The sequence below is a fragment of the Aminobacter anthyllidis genome (assembly GCF_018555685.1).
Lineage (GTDB): Bacteria > Pseudomonadota > Alphaproteobacteria > Rhizobiales > Rhizobiaceae > Aminobacter > Aminobacter anthyllidis.
This window is the reverse complement of record NZ_JAFLWW010000004.1, coordinates 463088-484115: the sequence shown is the minus strand read 5'-3', so window position 1 is coordinate 484115 and position 21028 is coordinate 463088. Positions and strand designations below refer to the sequence as shown.

Here is a 21028-nt window from a genome sequence, read left to right as displayed (position 1 = left end):
TGACTACAAGGGGGAATCGTGCCCGATATTGAAAAGGGGAAACCCGTCCATTGTATTGAAGACGTCACAGGCAAACAATTGGCCGGGAGTCTTCTCCTTTCCGATGACGTCATCCGAACAGACCTCTACAGCTATCATGAGCTCGTTCACGTCGACGCAGAGGCGCCGATATACCTCATTGCGGAAACAGGTCACGTTGTTTCCCTTCATTCAAGTGTTGATAGGGGCAGCGGTACGAGACATAGCCACGACCGCGCCATCTACCATCAGAGTCTCATCGCCAACATCGCTGTCATTGGCTACGATCGCTGGACCCTCTCCGACAAGGTGAAGAAGGTCTGTTTCACCGTTAAGCATTCGATGGAACTTCTGCACAATAGGGACAAGGTCGAGACGCTAGGCAGTACGCGATACCCCAAGGTAGAGGATCTCAGGCTGTTTGAAGACGCCGCAGACGATATGAGGCTCAGGGCATCATATGGGGCGCGCTATGGGATGGATTTCGATGCGCCGAAAGAACTCTGGCCCAGCTTCGAGATCGAATTCGACGAGCCCCAGAACATTCACGACTATATCCGCCACGTCTCGAACTACGTCCATTTCCTTTCATTCTGCCTGGGCGCGAAGTTGAAGCCGGGTAACATCCGCATTGATCGCATTTCGCGCGCCGAGACCATGGCTGCCATCGAAGCAGACTCATATCGTGGCGACTATGAGGTGCACTATGTCTGGCCAGAAGAAGAAATCGCCTCCGGCGAACTTTGGGTCGGAGGGTCACCTGTCCGTGCCTGGAATGACGAAGAGCTAGCTGCGTTGCGCGCATGCCTTGTCATTTGGATGGTCCGGGCTGATGAGTGGAAGAAGTCTTATGCAATGATGATGATGAGCTTGTCGCTCAGGAACGTCATTTCGGCCGAGCGGCTCATCAATGCATGCCGCTGGTTTGAAGAGATACCCATCGCGCAAGCCCAGAGCGTGTTACCAACTCACCACGTAGATGCGATTGCGGTGACTGCCGCGCAAAAGGCACAAGAACTCGGTCACTCCCCAAAAATCCAGGACCGGATCGCCGGCGCCATCCGGCGCCTCAAAGCAGAGTCCTCCGAAGAACAGTTCAAACGCCTGGTGGCGATGGTCGAACAAAAGCTTGGCATAGGTATCATGCCGGAGAATACGGTAGCGCATCTAAAGAGGGCGATCCAGTTTCGGGGCAAGGCAGCTCATGGACATTTTGATCCGGAAAGCGATGAAGAATTCAGGGCCTTTTCCAAGTCAACGCAGGCGATGGAGGCACTTTGCTATCTGCTGACGGCCCTCAACCTGCCAATGTCCGCCGAGGGAACAAAGCGCGTGCGGAACCACCCGCTCGTTCAGAACTACCATTTGGCCTACGAGTAGCTGCCAGCATTTTTCGCTCATTCCTGTTCGAACGCTTCAGGGCGATAGTCAAGGTCAGCTGGGGTCCTCCTCTTTCCCCGCTTCAGCACGGGACTTACAAACTCGAAGATTCGCGGTGACCGCTTTTTCCGATATCCTCCCCCCATGCCCGACTCGCTTTTGACGCCCAAAGCCGTTGCGCCGATAGACGGCACCAGGCCAGTCGTCGCGGCCCGCCGGCGCGACGACTTCAAGCCCACGGTTAAGATCCAGCTCGCCCAGCGCGTCGGCTACTTGTGTTCCAACCCGCAGTGCCAGCGGCTGACCGTCGGGCCACGCAAAGGCGAAGAAGGTACGAACATCATCGGCGTTGCAGCCCACATCAAGGCCGCCTCACCTGGCGGGCCTCGCTACGATTCCAATCAGAGCCCCGCCGAACGTGCGAGTGCGGACAACGGAATCTGGCTCTGCGCCGATCATGCTCACCTTATCGACCACAACCCGAAGGAATTCACACTCAACAAGCTGGAGAAGTGGAAGCACGAGGCGGAAGAACGTGCGTTCCAGCAACTTGCCAGCGGCAAAGGGCCAGCGACCATCGCCCAGTTGTCGGACGAACTCATCCAGCAGTTGGCGCCTTACATTTCACGGCTCGGTCTGCCTCAAGATGCCGACCTTGCGACTGTGAAAGTGCAGGTGCGCGCCGCGGCGCTGGCGGATATTGAAACTTACGAGCGGCGTCGGAGCTGGCCAAAGCACTCCGTAGAACTTAAGCTTATGGTAGAGGACGTAGAGGACGTCCTCTACTTGGACCAAAGCCACTTCGCTCAGGTTCTCGCTGCTGCACAGCATATCGTGCTGCTGTCGGCGCCGGGCACTGGCAAGACCACAACGCTCATCCAAATCGCCCGCAAGATGATCGAGGCCGGTCCCGTGCCGGTGTTCGTACCTCTTGGCGTATGGGCCGAATCGGGTAGGGGCCTGTTCGACTGGGCATCCAGGCGTAGAGGTTACGAGGTGCTCTCCAGTGCGCACCTCAAGTTCTTGGCAGACCATGGCGAGCTCGCCCTAATCCTGGACGGCTGGAACGAAGTCCCTGACGCAGCACGCCGCCGTCTCATCAACGAGATGGAGGAGCTTGAAACGCAGTTTCCGCTGCTGAACGTGGTGATGAGCAGCCGCAGGACTGCGCTGGACGTTCCCCTCGCGGGACGCCGCATCTCTATCCTACCCCTCTCGGACGAGCAACAACACGAAGTCGCGGAGGGCATAAGGGGGCCGGATGGCGTCAGTGTGCTCGATGCGGCCTGGCGTACCGTCGGTTTGCGCGACCTTGTCACCATACCTCTGTATCTGCGCGCTTTGATGGAGGCGACCACTTCGGGGAAGTTGCCAGAGACCAAGGAAGAAGTGCTTCGCCGCATGGTCGAGGCCCATGAAGCCATTCCCGCCAACAAGGAGCTATTTCACCGCGAGTTGCATGACGCCCAGCATACCTACCTCACGGCCGTCGCAGCGGCCGCCCAGATGTCGGGCACGCCGACCATTCCCGATCGCGATGCGCGTTCGGCTGTATCGAGTGCTGGTGAAAAGCTAGTGTCTGAGGGGCAGATTTCAACTGCACCAAACCCGCCTCACGTCCTCGACATCCTCGTGGCCAGCCACTTGCTGGTCCGGCAGGACAGCCAGCTCTACGTCTTCCAGCATCAGCAATTGCAAGAGTGGTGTGCGTCGTTCGACTTTGAGGCGCGCCTTGTCGTGGCAGGGGATAACCTCAGCTTCGAGCATCCACTTGCAATTGTTGCGCTCAACGACCGCAGCTGGAGCGAAGTGGTCCTGTTCGCATGCGAGCGAATGTCGCGAAAAGACCAGGCGAGTGCCAAGGTGGTCGCCAAAGTCGTGGACCTGCTGCTCGGTATCGACCCAATTTTCGCTGCGCAAATTATCGCGCGATCGGGGCTAATTGTCTGGGAGATCATCGGAAACAGAGTCGAAAGGTTCGCGCGCGCCTGGCATGCGCAAGGCAGGTTGGACCGCGCTGTGGGTTTCATGATCCAGAGCAAGAGGGCCGAGTTTGCCGACATCGTCTGGCCCCTCGTGTCTGGCGACGACGATCAGAACCAGATGAGCGCGATGAGGCTCGTCCCTCGATTCAATCCGTCCGTCCTCGGAGGTCATCTCGCACGGGACTTTGCAGCATTGCCAGATAAGGTTCGCGAGACATTGGCCGCCGAATTGGCATTTCGTGGCGATCGGGAGGCCATAGATGTGGTCCTCGCGATGGCATTGAATGAACCCAGCCTGGAAATCAGGCTTCGCATCTTTCAAGGCCTCTCTTTCCGTGCCGCCACGCGGCAAATGGAGGAGCTTCTGCAAGCCTCTGGCAAGGAGCTGGCGCAAGCCGTCGCACAAAGGGGCTACTTCGACGGGGTTCGAAATCCAGAACTACTGGCCGACCTGATGGAAAGGAGGAAAGCCCTAGTTACAGATGATGGATCGCCAGAGACACGCTTGGCGAGGGCGCTCGACTGCCTTTCGGACGAAGAAGCAGCGGTTGCGGTTGAGCGTGAACTGAAAGACCCCGCGTTCTCATTCAAGGACCGCGGACATCACATCACCCACGACGCCTGGATCCGCTTTCCGCGGCGGGTCGCCGTAGCACTCAAATGGCGAGTGGAGAACGCTCTCGATGTACCCTACCAGCCGCATCGGTATCTGGAGGGCGTCGAACCTACCGACAATGATCCGGTAGCAACTCTGACGCTGCAAGACGACAATAGCGATCGACTGAGCGTGGTGTGTTTTCTCGCCGGGCACAATACCGTCCGGGAGTTGGTCGTGCGCTACCTTGATGCCAGAAGCAAGTTCCAGGCAGACGGCGAGAGGACGGAGGCCGCCTACAAACCCTCGCAGACGCTTGCAAACAAGCTGGAAAGCACACGCGCAAGCGTACTAGTCGATGTCTTGCAGGAGTTTGCAGAGGGGCGAACTCCTGACGAGATTCACGACCTCGCCGATATTATCAGCCGGCACGGTCGCGGAGGCGATATCGAGCATTTGCAGATGCCCTCTGCGACCAGGCCAGCTGCCGTCAAGCTGATAGAAGGATGGGGACGGCAGCTTATCGAAAAGTCGGCGTCGCGCCATGACATGGCCAAGCTTACTTGGGCCATGCGCCGCGTCCCTGATGCGGGTCAGGTACCCATTTTGGACAAGATGATCGAGGCGGACCTCGCGGGTCTTGGCGCGGCCAGGGTAGCGTTTGCGGCCAACAGGTCCAACGAGAAGGCCCTAAACGAGATGCGCTGGTCTCACGTTCAAGAGTATCGCATCATGCTAACAACCATCGGAACCGATGATGCCGAAGCGGTTCTGAAGCGTCATCTTCTCGATGCAGACTTCGGTTTGGAAGCGGCTGTCGGCCTCCAAATTATTTGGCAGCAGCGAAACGAACCAGTGCCTGACGATAACAATCGTAAGTTCGGCGGATGGCCCGACTTCGCTCGTGCCGCCGCAAACCGGTCAAGGGACCGCGCCCAGAGCTGCGACACCGCGGAGTTACTTCTCCAGGCTGCAGAGACCGTGCGAGATGGCGGCTCTCCCAAAGAACTCGGGCTTGCGGCGCGGTATGCCGGCTGCGCTGTGCTGCTCCCGCATGGCGACCGGACGGCATTCCTGATCGACATCGTGCAAGCCGATTTACCGAACCAGCTGCGGCTCGAATTTGCGCAACGCATGACGGTAGGTGGCATTGTCGTGCCTGCCAGCATCATCATGAAAGGGCTCTCTGATGCCATGGCCGAGCATGGCGATCGCAAATGGATACAGGACAATGACATGTACCCGTTGTTCGCCTGGCTGGAACTGCTGCCTGTGTCTGATCAGCCGTTTTCGCTGTTCGACGGATTAGACGCGATGGCCGCAAAGTTCGAATTCAGGGAATGGCGTATCCGGGACCTCTTGAATAGCTTGCGCCATCTGGAGGAAACTCTTCGCGTTGAACTTTTGCGCGGACTTGTAACGCGATACCCGAAGTTGATCGACCAGTATCAGCTATTTCTTACGCTCAGGAATCCAGGCCCAGCAACGCTGGATTTCCTGCTGGAAATCGCGGCAAGAAAATTCGGTAACAAGCCAATCGAACGTGGCACACGCTTCGACTACCCTGACGAACTGTTTCTGACGCTCTCCCCAGAGGCGCGTGAGAGCCTCCCAGCGCGGTATGACGAGGCAACTGATGAGCGACAGAAAGCACTGCTGGCCAGCATCCTTCTCGCTGGAGCAGATCACGCTATCTTCCTCAAGCTTGCACAAGACGAGATAGGGCGCCGTGTCATTGGTCAATTTGGCTGGAGTACTCGCTCCAAAATTCTGTACTTCCACCAGCCTATTGGAAGTGGTTCATCGCCATACTCTCTCATTCCACGTGATCTGTCCGAACTCCGCAAAGGGCTGTACGTAATGACCCAGTCTACTGACCCAGAAACGGCCGAATTCGCAGTCGACTATTTAACAAAAATCGATGCCGAGCGTGACGAACAAGGTGGCTTTGACGCTGGTCCTCGTCATCCGGATATCTCCTCTGGTCGACCGTGGCCCGTCGTGCATGAGGTGGTCAACACAAGGTAGCCTGTTGCCGGGTCAAACGGCCGCTTCCAGCGATTGGCGCCCCTCTCTATCGAGAAAGAAGCGAATTGCCCAAATCTGCCGCTGCTTCAGGGGCTTCTTTGCTCCGACCGTCCGTCCGGCGTTCCACGCCGGGCGACCCAGTGCAGCAGGATCATATTGTGCGATACCCATTTGAGTTCTCCTTTGGCCAATGATGACCGTTGGAAGAACGCACAGACTTTAGCCTCAAGAGGCAGCGGGTCAGAGCAGTCCGCATTTGGTCATTTGTCCTGCATGGCCGCCCTCCGATCGCAGCGATCCAACTAGCGCCTTGGACCCCATTTCAGCCAACCACTTGCTCCTGCAATGACCGCCTCTGACCCACCTCGGACGTTCCGAATGTTCAGTTCCTGGCGTGTTGGGGAGCCAACTGCATTTCATGGACAGCTGTGCGCCTAAAGCGCCAACTAACCCCAACAAGTGTCAGAGGCGCCGCGCGAAGTCCGCCAGATCCGCCTTGGCGGCAGCGTCCAACGCCACGTCCCAGCTGGGCTGCGGCTCGTTAAGGGCGGTCTCGATCGCATCGCGCACCAAGGCGGCGCCGACCTTGCGGCCGACCTCCAGTGTCAGCGCATCAGAGGCTTCGGCCCGTGCGATCTGCCAAAGCCGGACGTGCTCCGCGGTCGGGTCAAGCTGATCGCCCAAAAACTCGGCCAGATCATCAACAAGCACGATGCCCCGCTCGGCGAGCGCCGCGCCCAATTGCACGGTGACACGGGTTATGGGCGGCATTGCACCGTTGAACAACCACGCATTGGGGTCGATCCTCTGAGTTTCGAACACCGCGCCGGCGATCGCCCGCCAAAGCCCCGCCTGGTCGAGCGGGGCGTGCCGCGAGGCGTTCAAGCCGTTCAAGCCCCACGAGAGGACCGGGTAGGCCGGGTTGTCGAGGTCGCGCCGGGCAGGATAGCTCAGCGCTTCCCGCACCTCGTAGGTTTGCCGCCACAAAGTCTCGAACCATTGGGTGAGGTCCGGAATGCGGGAGAGGACGCGGGCGACCACGTCGGACTCCGGCGAGCGCGTGGTCATGCCGTCGGCGCGGCCCGTCGCCGTCACCAACCCCTGCCGGACCCCGCTAGCCAGGATTTCGGCCGCTGCAACTGCATCGCCATGCGCCTCAAGGATCGAGGCCTCGGCCAAGATCCGATGCACGATCCAAAGCGGCTCCTCCGCGCGGATCCACTCGAACGCCTTTACGCTGAGCGGTGCGATGCGGGTGGACAGGCCAGCGAGGAGTCGGTCGCGAACCGCGCGCTGGGCGTCGACATCGACCTGTCCGCGGCCGGCCCGACGGTGCCCGTTCCGCCAAATGATCTGCTGCAGCCATGCCCGCCCCAGCCATTGACCGTCAGGCCGAGACAGGACTGCCTCCAAGAGGCAGGCGACGCCGGCCTCGGCACCCGACATGTCGTCCACAGCCATGGCGAGGAGGCGCCTCTCGATCGCCTCAAGCAGCACGAACGGAACGACCGGGCCCAAGGGCGCGCCGTCGTCCGAAAAAATTAGCGGGCAGGCGCCGACCAAAGCTGCGACCCGGCCGACGTCGAGCGGCTCCAGCGACTCGGCGAACCCGGATTGAAAAAGCGAGGGCAGACCCGTCAGTAGCGCCATGTAGCGCTCGGGCCAGAGGGTGGCGGCAGCTTGGTGCGCCCAGCCATCGCCCATTGGAATGCCATCATGGCGGGGCCATAGGCTGCGCGTGGTCAGCGCCGCCCCGGCCGTCCGTTCGGCGTAATGCCTCAGGCGGTTGTTGAAGCGAGAGTCCCACAGTCCCTGCAGGCGGGTCTGCAATCGCGTCAGCAGAGGGTAGTTCTCCTTCTGCCCCACGACACGGGCGCAGATCGCCGTAGCGAGATCAGCATCACTGATCTCGCTGAGCATTTGCAGTTCGTCGACGGCGTAGAAGAGGCCGGTCCGGGTCGCCGCTGCGGCGACCTCAAGGGCCGCGTGCGCCATAAGCCAAGTCAGGGATGGGTCAAGGTGTAGAGGCTGGTCCGGACTGGCCGTGGCGATGATCGCATCGCGCCAGGCTGGCAGGTCGGCCGCTGCTAAGTGCTCGGCCAAGCTTCCAGGCGCGCCCGAGGTGTCCAGCGGCTTTAAACTCTGCGAGAAGGGTTCGTCCGAGCCCTCCGACGCGCCAATCCACGCCAAGGCGACGGCCAAGGCCGCAGCGCCGTCCGCTGGCGCTGCAAGGGTCAAGCCGTCAGTCATCGGCACCTGCTTCCGGCTTGCCCGGGCGCGAGCGCTCGATCCATTTGGCCAAGCGACGCAGCTGATGACCGGCCTCTTGCCGCAGTGACCAAGTCGCCGGCGGCCGATTTTCCCACCAACTGTCGAAGGGCTCGGCTTCGGCGAAGGTTTCTGCGAGCGCCTGGGCCAGTTCCGTAGGTCGCGCGACGAGCGTCATCAGACTGATCTCGCCTCCCCCCACCTTGTTGAAAGAATGGCCGGCGTGCCAGATGGCCTCGTCGATCTGCAGGAAGCGGTCGTGCAGACGGCGCCCCCGGGAGACTCGGATGTCGATCTCGCCTAACTCCTGGGCCGGGTCGCGGAAGGCTGCGATCTTCCCCAGCATGAGATCCCCGAAACTATCCCCGTTGGGATCGATACGCTTGTGACGGCGGGAACGAGGATTGATCAGGCCGCGGATCGCGACGCCCTGGTACTGGGTGGCCGTCGCGAACTGCTGCAAGTCGTCGGCGTCCAAGTAAGGGTCAACGAACAGGACGTGAAAGCGGGCGCGGGCGATCAGCCCACATATCCAATCCACCGTCTCCTCGCGATTGTGCTCAAACAGACGAACGCCGGGCGGGACTTGCGGGGCCTCCGCAGGGCGGAGCGCGCCCTGCCGCTCGGCCCGCGCGTGCTGGAGGTGTTCGAGCGCCCGCAAGGGCGTCATAGGGGGCTCAGATCGCCGCGCTGGGGCGGGTTGGACATACACCGTGCGCGCACCCGCATCAGGGGCCCGGGCCGGCGGGTCGACGTGACGAGCCTTGGCCTCGGCTACCACAGAGGAGGAGACAGAGACACTGCGGAAGAAGAGGGCCGGCGGCTCGCGGCCTAATACGCCGCGCACGGGACAGAACAACTCCTCGCGCACCATAGCGACCTGGGAGCGCGCCGGAGCACGGAAGCGGCCCAGTGCGTTGGGCGAGCCTTCGGCGCGCCACGCCGGCGCGCCTGCGCGAACCTCTTCGACCACCATTCGCAGTGACGTGACATTGGCGCCCCGTCGCGGGGTCCCGCCAAGCTCCAGAGTCTCTGGTGTCACCGACCGATTGACGATGCGCGCGCCAAAGCCACGAAGCAGCGGATTGGGCGCGATTAGAACGCCCCCACCCAGCCAGTCGTCATAGGCTAGCAGATCGAAATGGACGTGGCTGCGAATCCACTGCCGGGCGCGGGCCTGAGCGTCGACGTCGACCACGCCATCGCGCAGCGCTTGGACCGGTTCGGCCAGCTCCGCCATGGGCACCAAGCGATGCAACCGGGGCCGGCCGTGCCAGGAGGGCGAAAAGGGTGGCGGTTCGGCGAGAACCGTGAAGCCGTCGTAGTCCGGTTCGGAGCCCAGCGCTGAGGCGCTGATAGCAAAGGCCTTGCCCGGCACGGTGGCCTGCCCCTGCTTCAACGTCTCGTACCAATTGAGCGCATCGGCCAACGACAGCGCTGTACGGCTCACGCAGAGCCGATTGTCACCGAAGTTGTCCCACCACCCGCCGCCAGGAGGGTCGGGCGGGACTCGCATTTCGGTCGGCAGCAGCTCGACCGAGGCGAATAGCAGGTGACTTTGCCGATCGCGCGCGAGCGTGACGAGACGGACCACGCCCGTATGGTAGTCGCCGGGGACAAGGGCCGGCCACCGCCCTGGCGGCGATGCCGGCGCAAGGGAAGCCGTCGGTTGCATTGCGGCTGAATATCCGAAAGTCAGCCGGGACGCGAGTCCGACGTCCACCCTGCCCGACTGAATGAGCCCCTTTTCTCATCTGGCTGGCGAGTGGAATGTCGTGTTTTCGGACCCACTCTGGAGGCCGCTTCTGGCGCTTTGCGGTCGTCGGGAGCGAATGATCAGAATGGTAGCAAACCACCCCATAGCGCACCTAGGGGAACTGGCCGCTTTCAGGAGGTCGCCAGGATAGCCCGAACGGCAGAAATGGGGCGCAAAGCGGACGTCCAACGGCTGCCGAGCTTGTGCTTTTTGGAACGCCTGGGTTTCGTCGTGGACAAAATTCCGCTACCGGAGATAGGTAGCCGAGTACTCTCCGGAGGTATTGTGATGACCGAAGTATTGCCAAAACCCAATAGTCAGCTGATTGAGCTCACTGCCGATATCGTGGCCGCCTATGTTTCGAACAATCCTGTCCCGGCCGGAGAACTGCCTGGCTTGATTGCCCAAATCCATTCCAGCATCAGCACGCTCGGCACTCCGGCGACGTCGCCGGAAGAGCGGCCTACACCCCGGATGCCTATTAAGAAGACTGTCGCGGACGGTTACATCATCAGCCTGGAAGACGGTAAGAAGTACCAAACCCTCAAGCGGCATCTTGGTATTTTGGGGCTCACCCCTGAAGAGTATCGTTCCAAGTGGTCCCTGCCCTCTGACTACCCCATGGTAGCTCCCGGATATTCGGCAAAGCGCTCAGAGCTGGCGAAGCAGTTCGGCCTCGGTCGAAAACCTGGCCACAAGAAGCCTGTGAAAAAAGCTGGAAGGAAGACCAAGGCGTAGTCACCGCCAAGATACCACTCTGGTTCCAGCGGCGGTACCAGCCGGAAATTTACGTCCGAAATTTCTGGGTCGAGTACAGGTCTACAAGAAGCGGCCGGCGCAGCGCCCGATCAAGATAATCAGCGCTGAAAGCTCAGGCATTCGCTAGTTGCGGCAGCTCTCCACCAGACACGCTAGCGTTGGTTGACGTTGTGTTAGCTGTGTCTAATTTGCTGTCAGGCTCCTGCCGCCCCTCCAAGGCATACCCAAGAGCTTAGCGCCAGCTGCGGCTCACCCCCCACCCCGCCCACAGCCGCAGTTGGCGCGCCCTCCGGACGAAGTTCACACCTTGCGATAATTGTGAGTGAGGCGAACGCCGACACCGCCGCCGTTCTCCGGGATAAACTCGACGCCTGCTTGCTCCAACGCTCGCTGAAGTGCAGCTCTGGTTACTTTGTTTGCCTTAAGCGGGCCGGCGATTGGCTCAAGTCGCTTTATCGTCGGAACTGAGACTTTCGATTTCTCAGCCAAAGTCTTCTGATCCCAACGTAACAAGGCTCTTGCTGCGCGGACGTGCTCGCTAGTCAGGACCATGGTGCCGGGCGTATTGTCTTCATCCATGCGGCTTGACGATACTTCTGGCATCATATAGTACTTCTGGCATTATCTGTCCGCTTGTCCGGAGGCGACCATAAAGTCGTCTGTGGGCTTGGTAGGTAGTGAGCGGTTGAACAAGGTGCGCTAACACCCTGTTCAACCTGACCAAACCCTAGCTGGTTGGAGCTCGGATCATGGCTGATTCCGACAATACCACAGCTTTGCCTTTCGTCACTCAAGGGGGACGAAGGAAGAGCTGTGCTGTGGATGACGATACGAGAGGTGGCAGTGCTGCGGTTGCTGCTACGCCCATGGAGCGCTTCGCCGCGCGTTTGCTTGGGCCCATCGACCCATGCGTGGTCCTTCTTCAGGAGTGGGAACAGGCACACCACATGGCCGTGGTTTTGTGCCGGCTGCAGCAGCGTCTGGAGATAAGGATCAGGAATGCCCTGCAGGCTTCTGAACCAAGCGGTGGAGCTGAGAAGGACCAGCAGAGCGCACCGCAGCCAGCAGATGATCAGGCACGTTGGAACGAGCTTGACCAGAAGGTCGGGTACTCGCGAGCCCGTGCTGCCGAGGCACAGGCCGTTGAGGCCGAAGAAGAGATCCTCGACGCTGTTACAACCACTCCCGCCCAATCACTTGCCGGGGTGATCGCCAAGCTGAGGATCATCGTCGGCGGTGGCGAGAACATGGGCGACACATCGGCATTCCCCTGGCCGCAAATTCAGTCGGTCCTGGCGGATCTCCAGGCATTGGGCGACCGCGGCGCGGACGCGCTGCCGGCGGATAGCCGACGCCAGCCCGCCGGGGATCGCGGCCTGGACGGCGAGACGAACCGCCTTTGCGCATCCATGTCAGACGGCACCATAGCCCGCGAAAGCCATCCACGGCGAAGCTGAGCGCATAGCCGCTTCGCAGGAGGCGTGGCAGCGTTGCCGTGCGGCCACGCATCACGCGTGCCTTGGAGCGGCGGTCGACGCAACCTTTTACAACAATGGGAGAGAGAGAATGTCCTTCAGAGGTTCTGTACGCCTGCGGCTTGCATTCATGTGGTGCGTTTTGCTCGCGCTGATCGTCGCCTTGCCAGGTGGTCCGGCCTTTGCCGAGACAACCAAGGAGCGTGTCCTGCGCGAGGGCAAGATCGTCATCGGCATTCACAACCGGACGCCATGGGGCTTTCGTGATGAAGCCACCGGCGAGGCCAAGGGATGGCATCCTGATCTGTTGCGGGCTGCCTTTGCCGAACTTGGCGTCAAGGAGATCGACATCAGGGTCACCGAGTTTGGCGCCCTGATCCCCGGGCTGCTGGCCGGCCGCTTCGATGCCGTTGCGTCGGGTCTTTCCATCACGCCTGAGCGCTGCCGGCAGGTTGCCTTCGGTGCACCCGATCTCAAGGTCCATGACGCAGCCATCGTGCTCACTGGTAATCCAAAACAGATCCATGGCTTCGACGATATCGTCAGCCAGAAGATCATCATGGGTGCCGGCCGCGGCAGCGTGTCGGTCAGGAACGCGACTGTAGCCGGTGTGCCGGAGAGCAACATGCTGCTGTTCCCCGACATCGAGGCGAATATCTCGGCCCTGCGCTCCGGCCGCATCGATGTGACGGTGCTGTCCTCCCCCACCGCGATCGGCCTGCTTGCCAGTGGCAAGCTGAAGGGACTGGAGAGCGCCAGCCCCTTCGTGACGACAGACGAACAGGCAACCTATGCGGCTGTGGCGTTCCGCACCGAAGACCAGGATCTGCGGGCACTGTGGGACGAACGGCTTCTGGCACTGACAAAGGATGGAACGGTGACCACGGTCATGGCCAGATATGGCTTTGGCGAGTCTGAGGTCGTGCCTGATACCGTCACCGTCGAGAAGCTCTGTGGCACGGCTGGTGCCGGCAAATGAGCATCCTCGAGATCTGGCTCGGCATCCTGCAGGGCTTTCGCGTCACCGCTTTGGTGACGCTCTATGGCCTTGTCTTTGCCATTCCCTTTGGCCTCATCTTTGGCGTCGCCCAATACATGACGACGGGCCCGGCGCGGTTCGTGGTGACCTCGATCATCGAGTTCTGGCGCAGCTCCGCCGTCATCATCCTGCTGTTCGTGTTCTATTACGCCCTTCCCCTCGCCGGACTGGCGCTGTCGGCGATGACGGTCAGTGCCATGGTGCTGGGGCTCAACATTGGCGGTTATGCCAGCCAGGCCGTCAGAGCCGGCCTGCAGGCACTCGACCGTGGCCAGAAGGAAGCTGGCCACGCGCTTGGACTGTCGCGTTCCACCATCCTGTTGCGCATTGAACTGCCCCAGGCGCTGGTCGCCATGAGCCCAACCTTCATCAACCAGCTCATCCAACTGGTGAAGGCGACATCGCTTGTCTCGCTGGTCACGCTGACCGACATGACCTTCCGCGCCAAGGAGATCTCGCAGATCGAATACGACCCGGTGCCGATCTACACCTCGCTGCTGCTCGCCTACTTCATCGTCTGTTATCCGGTAGCGCTTTTCGGACGCTGGGTGGAACGGCGCATCAACCCGGCAAGGGAGGCGCGTTGTGCAGTTTGATGTGGCCTTTGCGCTGTCGACGGTGCCGACCATCCTTGGCGCCATTGGCATGACATTGCTGGTGGCAGCGGTCAGTTGTGTTGGTGCCTCGGCAATCGGATTTGGCCTTGAACTCATCCGCCGCTCGGGTGGACTGGGAGGACTTTTCGTCCGCTTCCTGATCGACTTCATCAGGGCAACGCCGGTGCTGGTCTGGCTCTATTGCCTGTATTTTATCTTGCCGTTCTACGGCATTCGCCTAGGTGCGCTTGCCACAGGCATGATCGGGCTCAGCCTCTATTACAGCGGTTATCTCGCGGAGGTGTTCAAGGCCGGCATCGATGCCATTCCCAATGGCCAGGGCGAAGCTGCAAGGGCGCTTGGGCTTGGCAGGATCGATATGACCGTCTTTGTTATCGCCCCGCAGATGCTGCGCAACATTGCAGCACCCATGGGCAACTACTTCGTCTCGATCCTCAAGGCGACGCCTTATCTGGCGGTGCTTGCGGTGCCGGAGATGCTGGGCCGTGCCTTCGACATCGCATCCGAGACGTACCGCTATGCCGAGCCGCTGACGGTCGCCGGCCTGATCTTTCTGGGTCTCGCACTCCTCATCTCGCACGCCATCAAACGGCTTGAAAACAGGCTGATGGGGCCGACAGCCAGATAGCCGACAAGCCGGCATCCTAGCGGCCAGTCACGTGTGCACGAAATCAAACACTTAGCTCGCTATCTTCAAGCTGATATAGAGATACTCCATGACCCTGACAGACGACAAAGCTGCCGTCCAGATATCCTCGCTCAACAAATGGTATGGCGCCTTCCATGTGTTGAAGGTGGTCAACCTCACCATCCCAAGCGGGTCACGCGTTGTGATCTGCGGACCGTCCGGTTCGGGCAAGTCGACCCTGATCCGCTGCCTCAACGGACTTGAAGCCTACCAGCAGGGAACCGTCACACTGGGCACGGTCCGGCTGGGTGACAATGCCAGGGAGACAGCACTGGCGCGTCGCCAGACCGGAATGGTGTTCCAGAGCTTCAACCTGTTTCCACATCTGACTGTGTTGTCGAACTGCACGCTGGCACTGCGCCGGGTTCTTTCCATGCCGCGCAAGGAGGCTGAGAGCCTGGCGCGCCATTTCCTGGAAAAGGTCCGCATTCCCGAACAGGCCAACAAATACCCTGCACAATTGTCAGGCGGGCAGCAGCAGCGTGTGGCGATCGCACGTGCGCTCTGCATGAACCCGCGGCTGATGCTGTTTGATGAGCCAACCTCCGCGCTCGACCCCGAAATGGTCAAGGAGGTGCTCGACGTCATGACCGGTCTGGCCCAGGAAGGCATGACGATGATCTGCGTCACCCATGAGATGGGCTTTGCCCGCGAAGTTGCCGACCAGGTCGTGTTCATGGATCAGGGCAGCATCGTCGAACAGGCCTCGCCGATGACGTTCTTTTCGACGCCCAGGCGCTCAGTCTTTCCTCAACACGCTGCTGCATTGATGAGGAGGGAGGGACCAGTGGCAACCGACACACGCATCTGGACGGACATTGATTTTGACAAGGACGGCAAGCAGATCACTTGTCTGCGGTTGCCGTTTTCGAGCGACCGTTCCGCCTATGGCACCATTCCGATCCCGATCGTCTGCATCAGGAATGGTGTCGGACCGACCGCTCTTCTGCTCGCCGGCAATCATGGCGACGAGTATGAAGGCCAGGTGGCACTCGGCAAGCTTGCCCGACAGCTCGATGCAAGCGAGCTCCGCGGCTGCATCATCATCCTGCCGGCGCTGAACTATCCCGCGGTCGACGCAGGCAGGCGCGTGTCGCCGCTCGATCAGGGCAATCTCAACCGGATGTTTCCCGGCGACGCCAATGGCAAACCGACTGAGACGATCGCCCATTACGTCTCCGAGGTGCTGCTGCCGCTCACCGACATCGTCATTGACCTGCACTCCGGTGGCACCTCGCTGCTTTACCTCCCCTGCTGCTTGATCCGCGTGGGCCGGTCTGAAACTGAGACGGCGCAGCTGATCGAACTCATGCGCGTCTTCGGCGCTCCCATCGGCTCGATCAGTGATGGTTCGGGTGGCGGTGGCGCCACAACCCTGTCGGCGACAGCCCAGGCGCTCGGTATTCCTGCCTTGACCACCGAACTCGGCGGTGGAGCGACGATGTCACGGGCGGGCGAAACGCTCGCGCGAGACGGGGTGCTGCGTGTGCTGAAACATATGGGCATCCTGCCCGACGCCATCGTTGAGCCGGCGGGGCCAACCCGGACCATGCGGGTCGATGGCAGGCATGCCTTCACCTATGCGCCGGTCAGGGGGATATTCGAGCCGGCGGTGGCGGTGGGAGACGAGGTTCAGGCCGGAGATCTTGCCGGCGTCATTCATCCGATCGCTGGGCCGTCCGAGCCTGCCAGATCGGTGCAGTTCGCGCAGTCTGGTCTCGTTGCCTGCCAACGAGCCCCTGCCCTTACTGAGCCTGGAGATTGCTTGTTCAAGCTTGTAGTGGACGTACCCTAGTCCTCATGCACCACCGACATTGCGTGCCCCTTCGACGCGCAGGACCATACCACCGGCTTTCGCAACATAAGCGTACGCGGCCTCGGCTCGAACGTTATCAAAGGGACTACCCGGCACGGGCGTGCGTGACCGAGCCGCCACGCGGGTTGGCGACGATTTCAACTCTATGATCGCATGGCCTCCGCATCTGCGCCGCGATAGCAACCACAATCTTGGTGCGCCCGTGTCATAGCTTCCATACCAAGCCCTGGCGCTGCGCCATCCGTAACTGCTCGGTCTGCTTCAATGTCTGCGACGTCCGCTCATAGGCAGCGATCTGCTGGGCGGCGCGCATCACCGGCCAGGCCTGACGCAGCTTCTCGCGCTCGCCAGGACGAAGGCCTTCGGCGGCCGTGTCGAAGACAGTGCCCGAAGGCTCCCTGGCTGCGTTGGTAAGCAAGGTCCGCTCGCCAAAACGCTCGGCTACTGCACGGTTGAAGCCGTCGATCTCAAGCTTCGCCTCGTGATTGTCGAGGGCATGGCCAAGAGCAGCTGGAAGATCGTTACGGTCGATGGCCTCACGGATCTTTTCAAGCGCCGCCCTCGCATTCGGTGACAGCGCCGGGATGTCGATCGAAGCTCGATGACGAAGCGCCTGCTCCTCGGTCCCGATCCTTTCGGCAGCGCCCTGGCGCAGCTTGAGATAACGCTCGATGTCGCGCTTCAGCGCCGGCACATTGACCTCGGCAACACGACGCGCCTCCTTGTCCGCTTTCGATGCGAGAAGACCCGTCCGCCCATTCAGTGCTCCGATCGATGCCGGCTCGCTAACCAGCCGAGCGAGCGTCTGTTGCGCGGCCTTGGGGTCTGTGAGAAGCACACTGAAGTCCATCACCCGGAAGGCGGCCTCCGCATCGGCAAAGACGTAGCGAAAGCGCGTCGACATCTCCTCCCACTGCTTTGCCAGGGCCTGGTCGGCGAGAAGCTTCTCCTCGACGACATCGGCCAGCGACCTGGCAAACACCTTGGTGCCGGCGACCATCGGTTCGGCCTCTTTCCAGGTTTGTAGCGAGGGGCGCTGGAACAGGCCGAGGCGCTCGGTGCTGGTACGCAATCGCTGCGCCAGATTGGCAAGCCTTTGCCTCTGGCGCAGCATCCAGTCGAGCCGGTCGCGAACCAGCGTGCGGGCAACACGCGATATGTGCAGCCCGCGGTTTTCGGAAAAACGCAGTGCCTGCCGGTAGAGTGTGCCGCGCTCGTAATCGAGCGTGGTTTCCTTGGCATTCGTTCGCGACAGAACGCCATCGAGCCCGCCCACTTTGGCGAAGGAGCGGCGCCCGTAATAGAGCGCCATGTCCTCGCGGTGCCGGGTCATTGCGACATAGGTCAGATGCCGATCCAGCGACAGCGAAGCGAGTACCTTGACCCGGTCGACAGTCGAGCCTTGCGACTTGTGGATCGTGGTCGCATAGCCATGATCGATGTTGGGGTAGAAGCGCTGCTCGACTGTGACCAGCCGGCGATGTTCACCCTCGCCGATGGCAGCAACGATCCTGTTTGGTGCGGCTTCGACGACCCGTCCGATCATGCCGTTCTTCACACCGAGCGAAGTCTCGTTCTTGAGGAAGACGATCTGGTCACCAGCGTCGAACTGACGAAGACCGTCTTCGGTGCGGAAGGCATGTCCCTCGCCGACAATCCCGCGCTCGACGAGCTTGTCGCGCGCCAGGCGATTGAGCTCGCGCACGTCGCGGCGAAGATGGGCGAGGATGAGTGTTGTCTTCGTGGGATCGTAGTCGCTGTTCCAGTCGGCAATCAGGCTGGCGATCGCCTGTGCCTTGAGCTCTGACCCACACACTCTGCCGTGCTCGCCATAAGCCCCGAGCGCCTTTGCGACGCGACCGCGCGCCAGGTCGAGCGAGGCGGCTCTCATCCACTCTTCGCGCTGGCGGTAGATGGTCTCGAGTTCGGCGTAACCGATGCGGTCAACTATTGCCCGAAACGCAGCCCCTGCTTCAATCGGCTGGAGCTGCTCGGGATCGCCGACCAGCACAAGCTTTGCGCCGGCCATGGTTGCCGCTTCAACGACCAGTGCCATCTGCTTTGAGGCAACCATGCCAGCTTCGTCGACAACAAACACCGTGCTTTTGTCGAGCATGTCCCTGCCCTGCTTCCAGCGCAGTTCCCACGATGCCAGCGTGCGGCTGACGATGCCTGCTTCCCTCTCAAGGCCCTCCGCTGCCTTGCCGGCAAGGGCAGCACCGACAACACGATAACCGGCCAGTTCCCACGCCTCGCGTGCTGCCTTCATCATCGTGGTCTTGCCTGCACCGGCGCGGCCGACGACAGCTGCGATCCGTGCCTCATCCACGACGTGCTCGATGGCGACACGCTGCTCCTGCGACAGCTGCGAATGACGCGAAAGCACGCTGTCCAGCACTTCATCTCGAACGCCATGTGATGCGCGCTGTGACAGCCACAGCGATTGCTTCGCCATCCTGGCTTCGATGCGGATCAGCTCACGCGTCGTGTAGCGGGAATGGATCTTCGCTCCCGTTGCAAGGTCAATGCCCTCGCGCTCGATACGCAGCGCCTCGGGGCTGTGCAGAATGCGCACCATCAGCTGCTGGAACGTGCCGGCATCGTCGACATAGCGGTGCAGGATCTTTGCGATGTCGCGTTCGTCGAAGACGCTTCTTTCCGAGGAGACGATGTCGAGCACGATCTCGGGTCGCTTCAGGATTCGGTTCGCATTCTCCTTGCGCCGTGCCTCGAGCAGCTCGATCCGCTCGAGCGACATCTCATGGCCTTCAATCGCTGACTTGCGCTGGATCGCCTTGGCGCCAACGCCGATATGGGTGGTTGGGACGAGATCGATGCCACGCTCGGCATAAGAGCGACCATCAACACGCAGGTCGATCCCGCCAAGTGCCAGATGTCGGTTCTGGATCTCGAACCAGGCATTGCGAAGAGCCGCAAAGTCGTCGACCCCACCGGCCCAAAGCTCATAGACGATCTTGCCGGCGGTGTTACGCAAGACCTCGCCATTCTCACCGATGACAGCAACCTTCTTGGGACCAAAACCGTCCTCGGTCAGCGGCCGCAGTGTCATCATCAGATGGACATGCGGATTACCTGGCACATCATGATAGACCCAGTCCGCTACCATGCCCTTGGCGAGGATGTGTCGTTCGACGAAATCACTGACGAGCGCGATGTTCTGCTCGGCTGAAAGCTCCAGCGGCAAGGCAATGGTGATGTCTTTGGCAAGCTGGGCGTCCGAGCGTTTCTCAAACGCCTCGACCTTGTTCCAGAAGGCTTCCGAAGCACCTGCCACCGAGCAGTCGGCAATCAGGCTGCGCAGCCATTGCGGTGCATCGGGCGGCACCGAAAACGCCTCATGGAGCAGCCCCTGCTTGCGTGTGTAATCGACCGAGCGCGCTTCGCGTTCGTACTCCATCTTCGCGCAATGGCGGTAGGCGGCAGACAGCACCGCGCTGCGGCCGTCACCGCGGCTGACAATGCTGACGGAGAAGTGCGGGACGGCCACGGCAGAGATTGCTCCTGGATAGCGAACGGACACTCGTGCGTTCGTCAGGAGCGGCTGGCTGGACAGGCCGTTGAGCAAGGCGTCGCGTCAGCGACGTATAATTGCGCCCTTGGCCGCTCCTTTCGAACGGCGGGATCATCGTGCAGAGTGTCGGCACAGCCGACTGCACAATAAACGGGGATGTGCTTCGCACCCTCCCCGTCGATCCTGACCTGGCGCTTCGCTCAATCCAGAACAAGGGAAGAGGCTACCGGAATGAAAAGACCGTCGTCGAAGATCAGGGAAGAAATCTCCCGCCTGCAAGGGGAACTGAGGCAGGCGGAAATGCGCGAGGCTGAGCGCATCGGGCGGATCGCACTCCGGGCCGGGCTCGGTGCGATCGAAGAGGGCGAGTTGCTGGCAGTTCGCTACTCCTCTGTTTCGACCGCTCCTTAGGCTCGTCTAATGGTATCGTCTTTGCCGTCTCGGGTGGCTTCAAGACCACGTAGGTGACGATCCCGACTGCGCTTAAATTTGGCGGCGGCCTGGTCGTACTTGATCCGTCCTTCGAGATCGCACCGATAGTGAACCACGCGCCTCCGCAAAGCCGGCAGCAAGGTCATCGTGCTCGATTCCATTGACCCGCGACCGACTTCAACGCCCTCAACTGGATCTGTCATTTCCGCGGCAAGAAGGAGGAGGACATTGCTGCTTTAGTGACATAGGTGAGGACCGACCCGCCGACCCAGACATCGGCCTGGGACGACGTCTTTCGCGCCTCCGCACTTCAGCTCCGTACCCCCACCGCGTCGACCGGACTTTGAACATGCGCCGGTTCTACGGCCTCACTCTCAAGCCGACCTTGTTTGGCAGTGCATCGGTCATTTCCAACTGGGGGTGGGATCGGTACCAACGAACATGCCATGATCGAACGTTCGACGAAACCGACGACGCTCAACGCGCTCTGAAGCGGCTGGAGACGATGAAGCAATGGCGGGGCTATCGAGCACCAAGGGACGTCTCAGATGCCGGGACAGTAGGTGTTTGAGATGAGACCAACGCTGACGCCCCAAGGACCAGAGCTGTGGCCCCGCCTTGTGAGCGGGGCCGAGCTCGG

13 protein-coding genes and 3 pseudogenes are annotated in these 21028 nt (G+C 61.0%); 11 read left to right on the top strand and 5 right to left on the bottom strand.

Annotation, left to right across the window (positions count from 1 at the left end; translation table 11 throughout):
* Positions 1-18: 18 nt before the first annotated feature.
* Positions 19-1398, top strand: coding sequence for a hypothetical protein (locus J1C56_RS16080; protein ID WP_214391060.1), 1380 nt, complete (start codon positions 19-21; stop codon positions 1396-1398).
* Between the two features lie 144 nt (positions 1399-1542).
* A complete protein-coding gene (locus J1C56_RS16075) occupies positions 1543-6006 on the top strand; it encodes an NACHT domain-containing protein (RefSeq protein ID WP_214391059.1) in 4464 nt (1487 codons plus the stop codon).
* 36 nt (positions 6007-6042) lie between these two features.
* On the opposite strand, the pseudogene J1C56_RS16070 reads toward J1C56_RS16075, so the two are convergent.
* From J1C56_RS16070 to J1C56_RS16060, 3 genes and pseudogenes are all read right to left on the bottom strand, one after another.
* Positions 6043-6177, bottom strand: a pseudogene (locus J1C56_RS16070) (integrase); the annotation flags it as partial.
* Between the two features lie 291 nt (positions 6178-6468).
* On the bottom strand, positions 6469-8256 hold the full coding sequence (locus tag J1C56_RS16065; protein ID WP_214391058.1) for a hypothetical protein: 1788 nt from the start codon (positions 8254-8256) through the stop codon (positions 6469-6471).
* Positions 8249-9868 carry a VPA1262 family N-terminal domain-containing protein gene (locus J1C56_RS16060; protein WP_214391057.1) on the bottom strand — a complete coding sequence of 540 codons (1620 nt, stop codon included), beginning with the start codon at positions 9866-9868 and terminating at the stop codon, positions 8249-8251. Before J1C56_RS16060 ends, J1C56_RS16065 begins: the two co-directional genes overlap by 8 nt.
* Before the next feature lie 450 nt (positions 9869-10318).
* Between J1C56_RS16060 and J1C56_RS16055 the strand changes: the two genes are divergently transcribed.
* Entirely contained in the window at positions 10319-10768 is a 450-nt protein-coding gene (locus J1C56_RS16055; RefSeq protein ID WP_214391056.1) for a Ros/MucR family transcriptional regulator, read from the top strand.
* 321 nt (positions 10769-11089) lie between these two features.
* Here the strand turns inward: J1C56_RS16055 and J1C56_RS16050 are convergent, their stop codons facing one another.
* Complete coding sequence (locus J1C56_RS16050) at positions 11090-11395, bottom strand: helix-turn-helix domain-containing protein (protein ID WP_420797402.1); 306 nt, start codon at positions 11393-11395, stop codon at positions 11090-11092.
* Positions 11396-11538: 143 nt separating this feature from the next.
* On the opposite strand from J1C56_RS16050, the gene J1C56_RS16045 reads away from it, so the two are divergent.
* From J1C56_RS16045 to J1C56_RS33655, 6 genes and pseudogenes are all read left to right on the top strand, one after another.
* Positions 11539-12246: a hypothetical protein gene (locus tag J1C56_RS16045; protein ID WP_214391055.1), complete on the top strand. Its 708-nt coding sequence runs from the start codon at positions 11539-11541 to the stop codon at positions 12244-12246.
* 109 nt (positions 12247-12355) lie between these two features.
* Positions 12356-13243: a transporter substrate-binding domain-containing protein gene (locus tag J1C56_RS16040; RefSeq protein WP_246591434.1), complete on the top strand. Its 888-nt coding sequence runs from the start codon at positions 12356-12358 to the stop codon at positions 13241-13243.
* The gene (locus tag J1C56_RS16035) at positions 13240-13899 is read left to right on the top strand and encodes an amino acid ABC transporter permease (RefSeq protein WP_214391054.1); all 660 of its coding nucleotides are present in this window, start codon (positions 13240-13242) and stop codon (positions 13897-13899) included. The genes J1C56_RS16040 and J1C56_RS16035 overlap by 4 nt, the downstream gene beginning before the upstream one ends.
* Positions 13889-14548, top strand: coding sequence for an amino acid ABC transporter permease (locus J1C56_RS16030; protein ID WP_214391053.1), 660 nt, complete (start codon positions 13889-13891; stop codon positions 14546-14548). Before J1C56_RS16035 ends, J1C56_RS16030 begins: the two co-directional genes overlap by 11 nt.
* Before the next feature lie 88 nt (positions 14549-14636).
* A pseudogene (locus J1C56_RS33660) lies at positions 14637-15344 on the top strand (amino acid ABC transporter ATP-binding protein); the annotation flags it as partial.
* On the top strand, positions 15321-16403 hold the full coding sequence (locus J1C56_RS33655) for a succinylglutamate desuccinylase/aspartoacylase family protein (protein WP_420797406.1): 1083 nt from the start codon (positions 15321-15323) through the stop codon (positions 16401-16403). The pseudogene J1C56_RS33660 and the gene J1C56_RS33655, both read left to right, overlap by 24 nt.
* A 226-nt stretch (positions 16404-16629) precedes the next feature.
* Here the strand turns inward: J1C56_RS33655 and traA are convergent, their stop codons facing one another.
* Positions 16630-19932 (bottom strand): Ti-type conjugative transfer relaxase TraA, encoded by a 3303-nt coding sequence (traA, locus tag J1C56_RS16015; RefSeq protein WP_214391051.1) that lies wholly within the window; start codon positions 19930-19932, stop codon positions 16630-16632.
* 255 nt (positions 19933-20187) lie between these two features.
* Between traA and J1C56_RS16010 the strand changes: the two are divergent.
* Together J1C56_RS16010 and J1C56_RS16005 are read left to right on the top strand one after the other, a co-directional pair.
* Positions 20188-20334 (top strand): annotated as a pseudogene (locus J1C56_RS16010) (TraC family protein); the annotation flags it as partial.
* Between the two features lie 214 nt (positions 20335-20548).
* Complete coding sequence (locus J1C56_RS16005) at positions 20549-20959, top strand: WGR domain-containing protein (RefSeq protein WP_420797401.1); 411 nt, start codon at positions 20549-20551, stop codon at positions 20957-20959.
* The last annotated feature ends 69 nt before the right edge of the window (positions 20960-21028 follow it).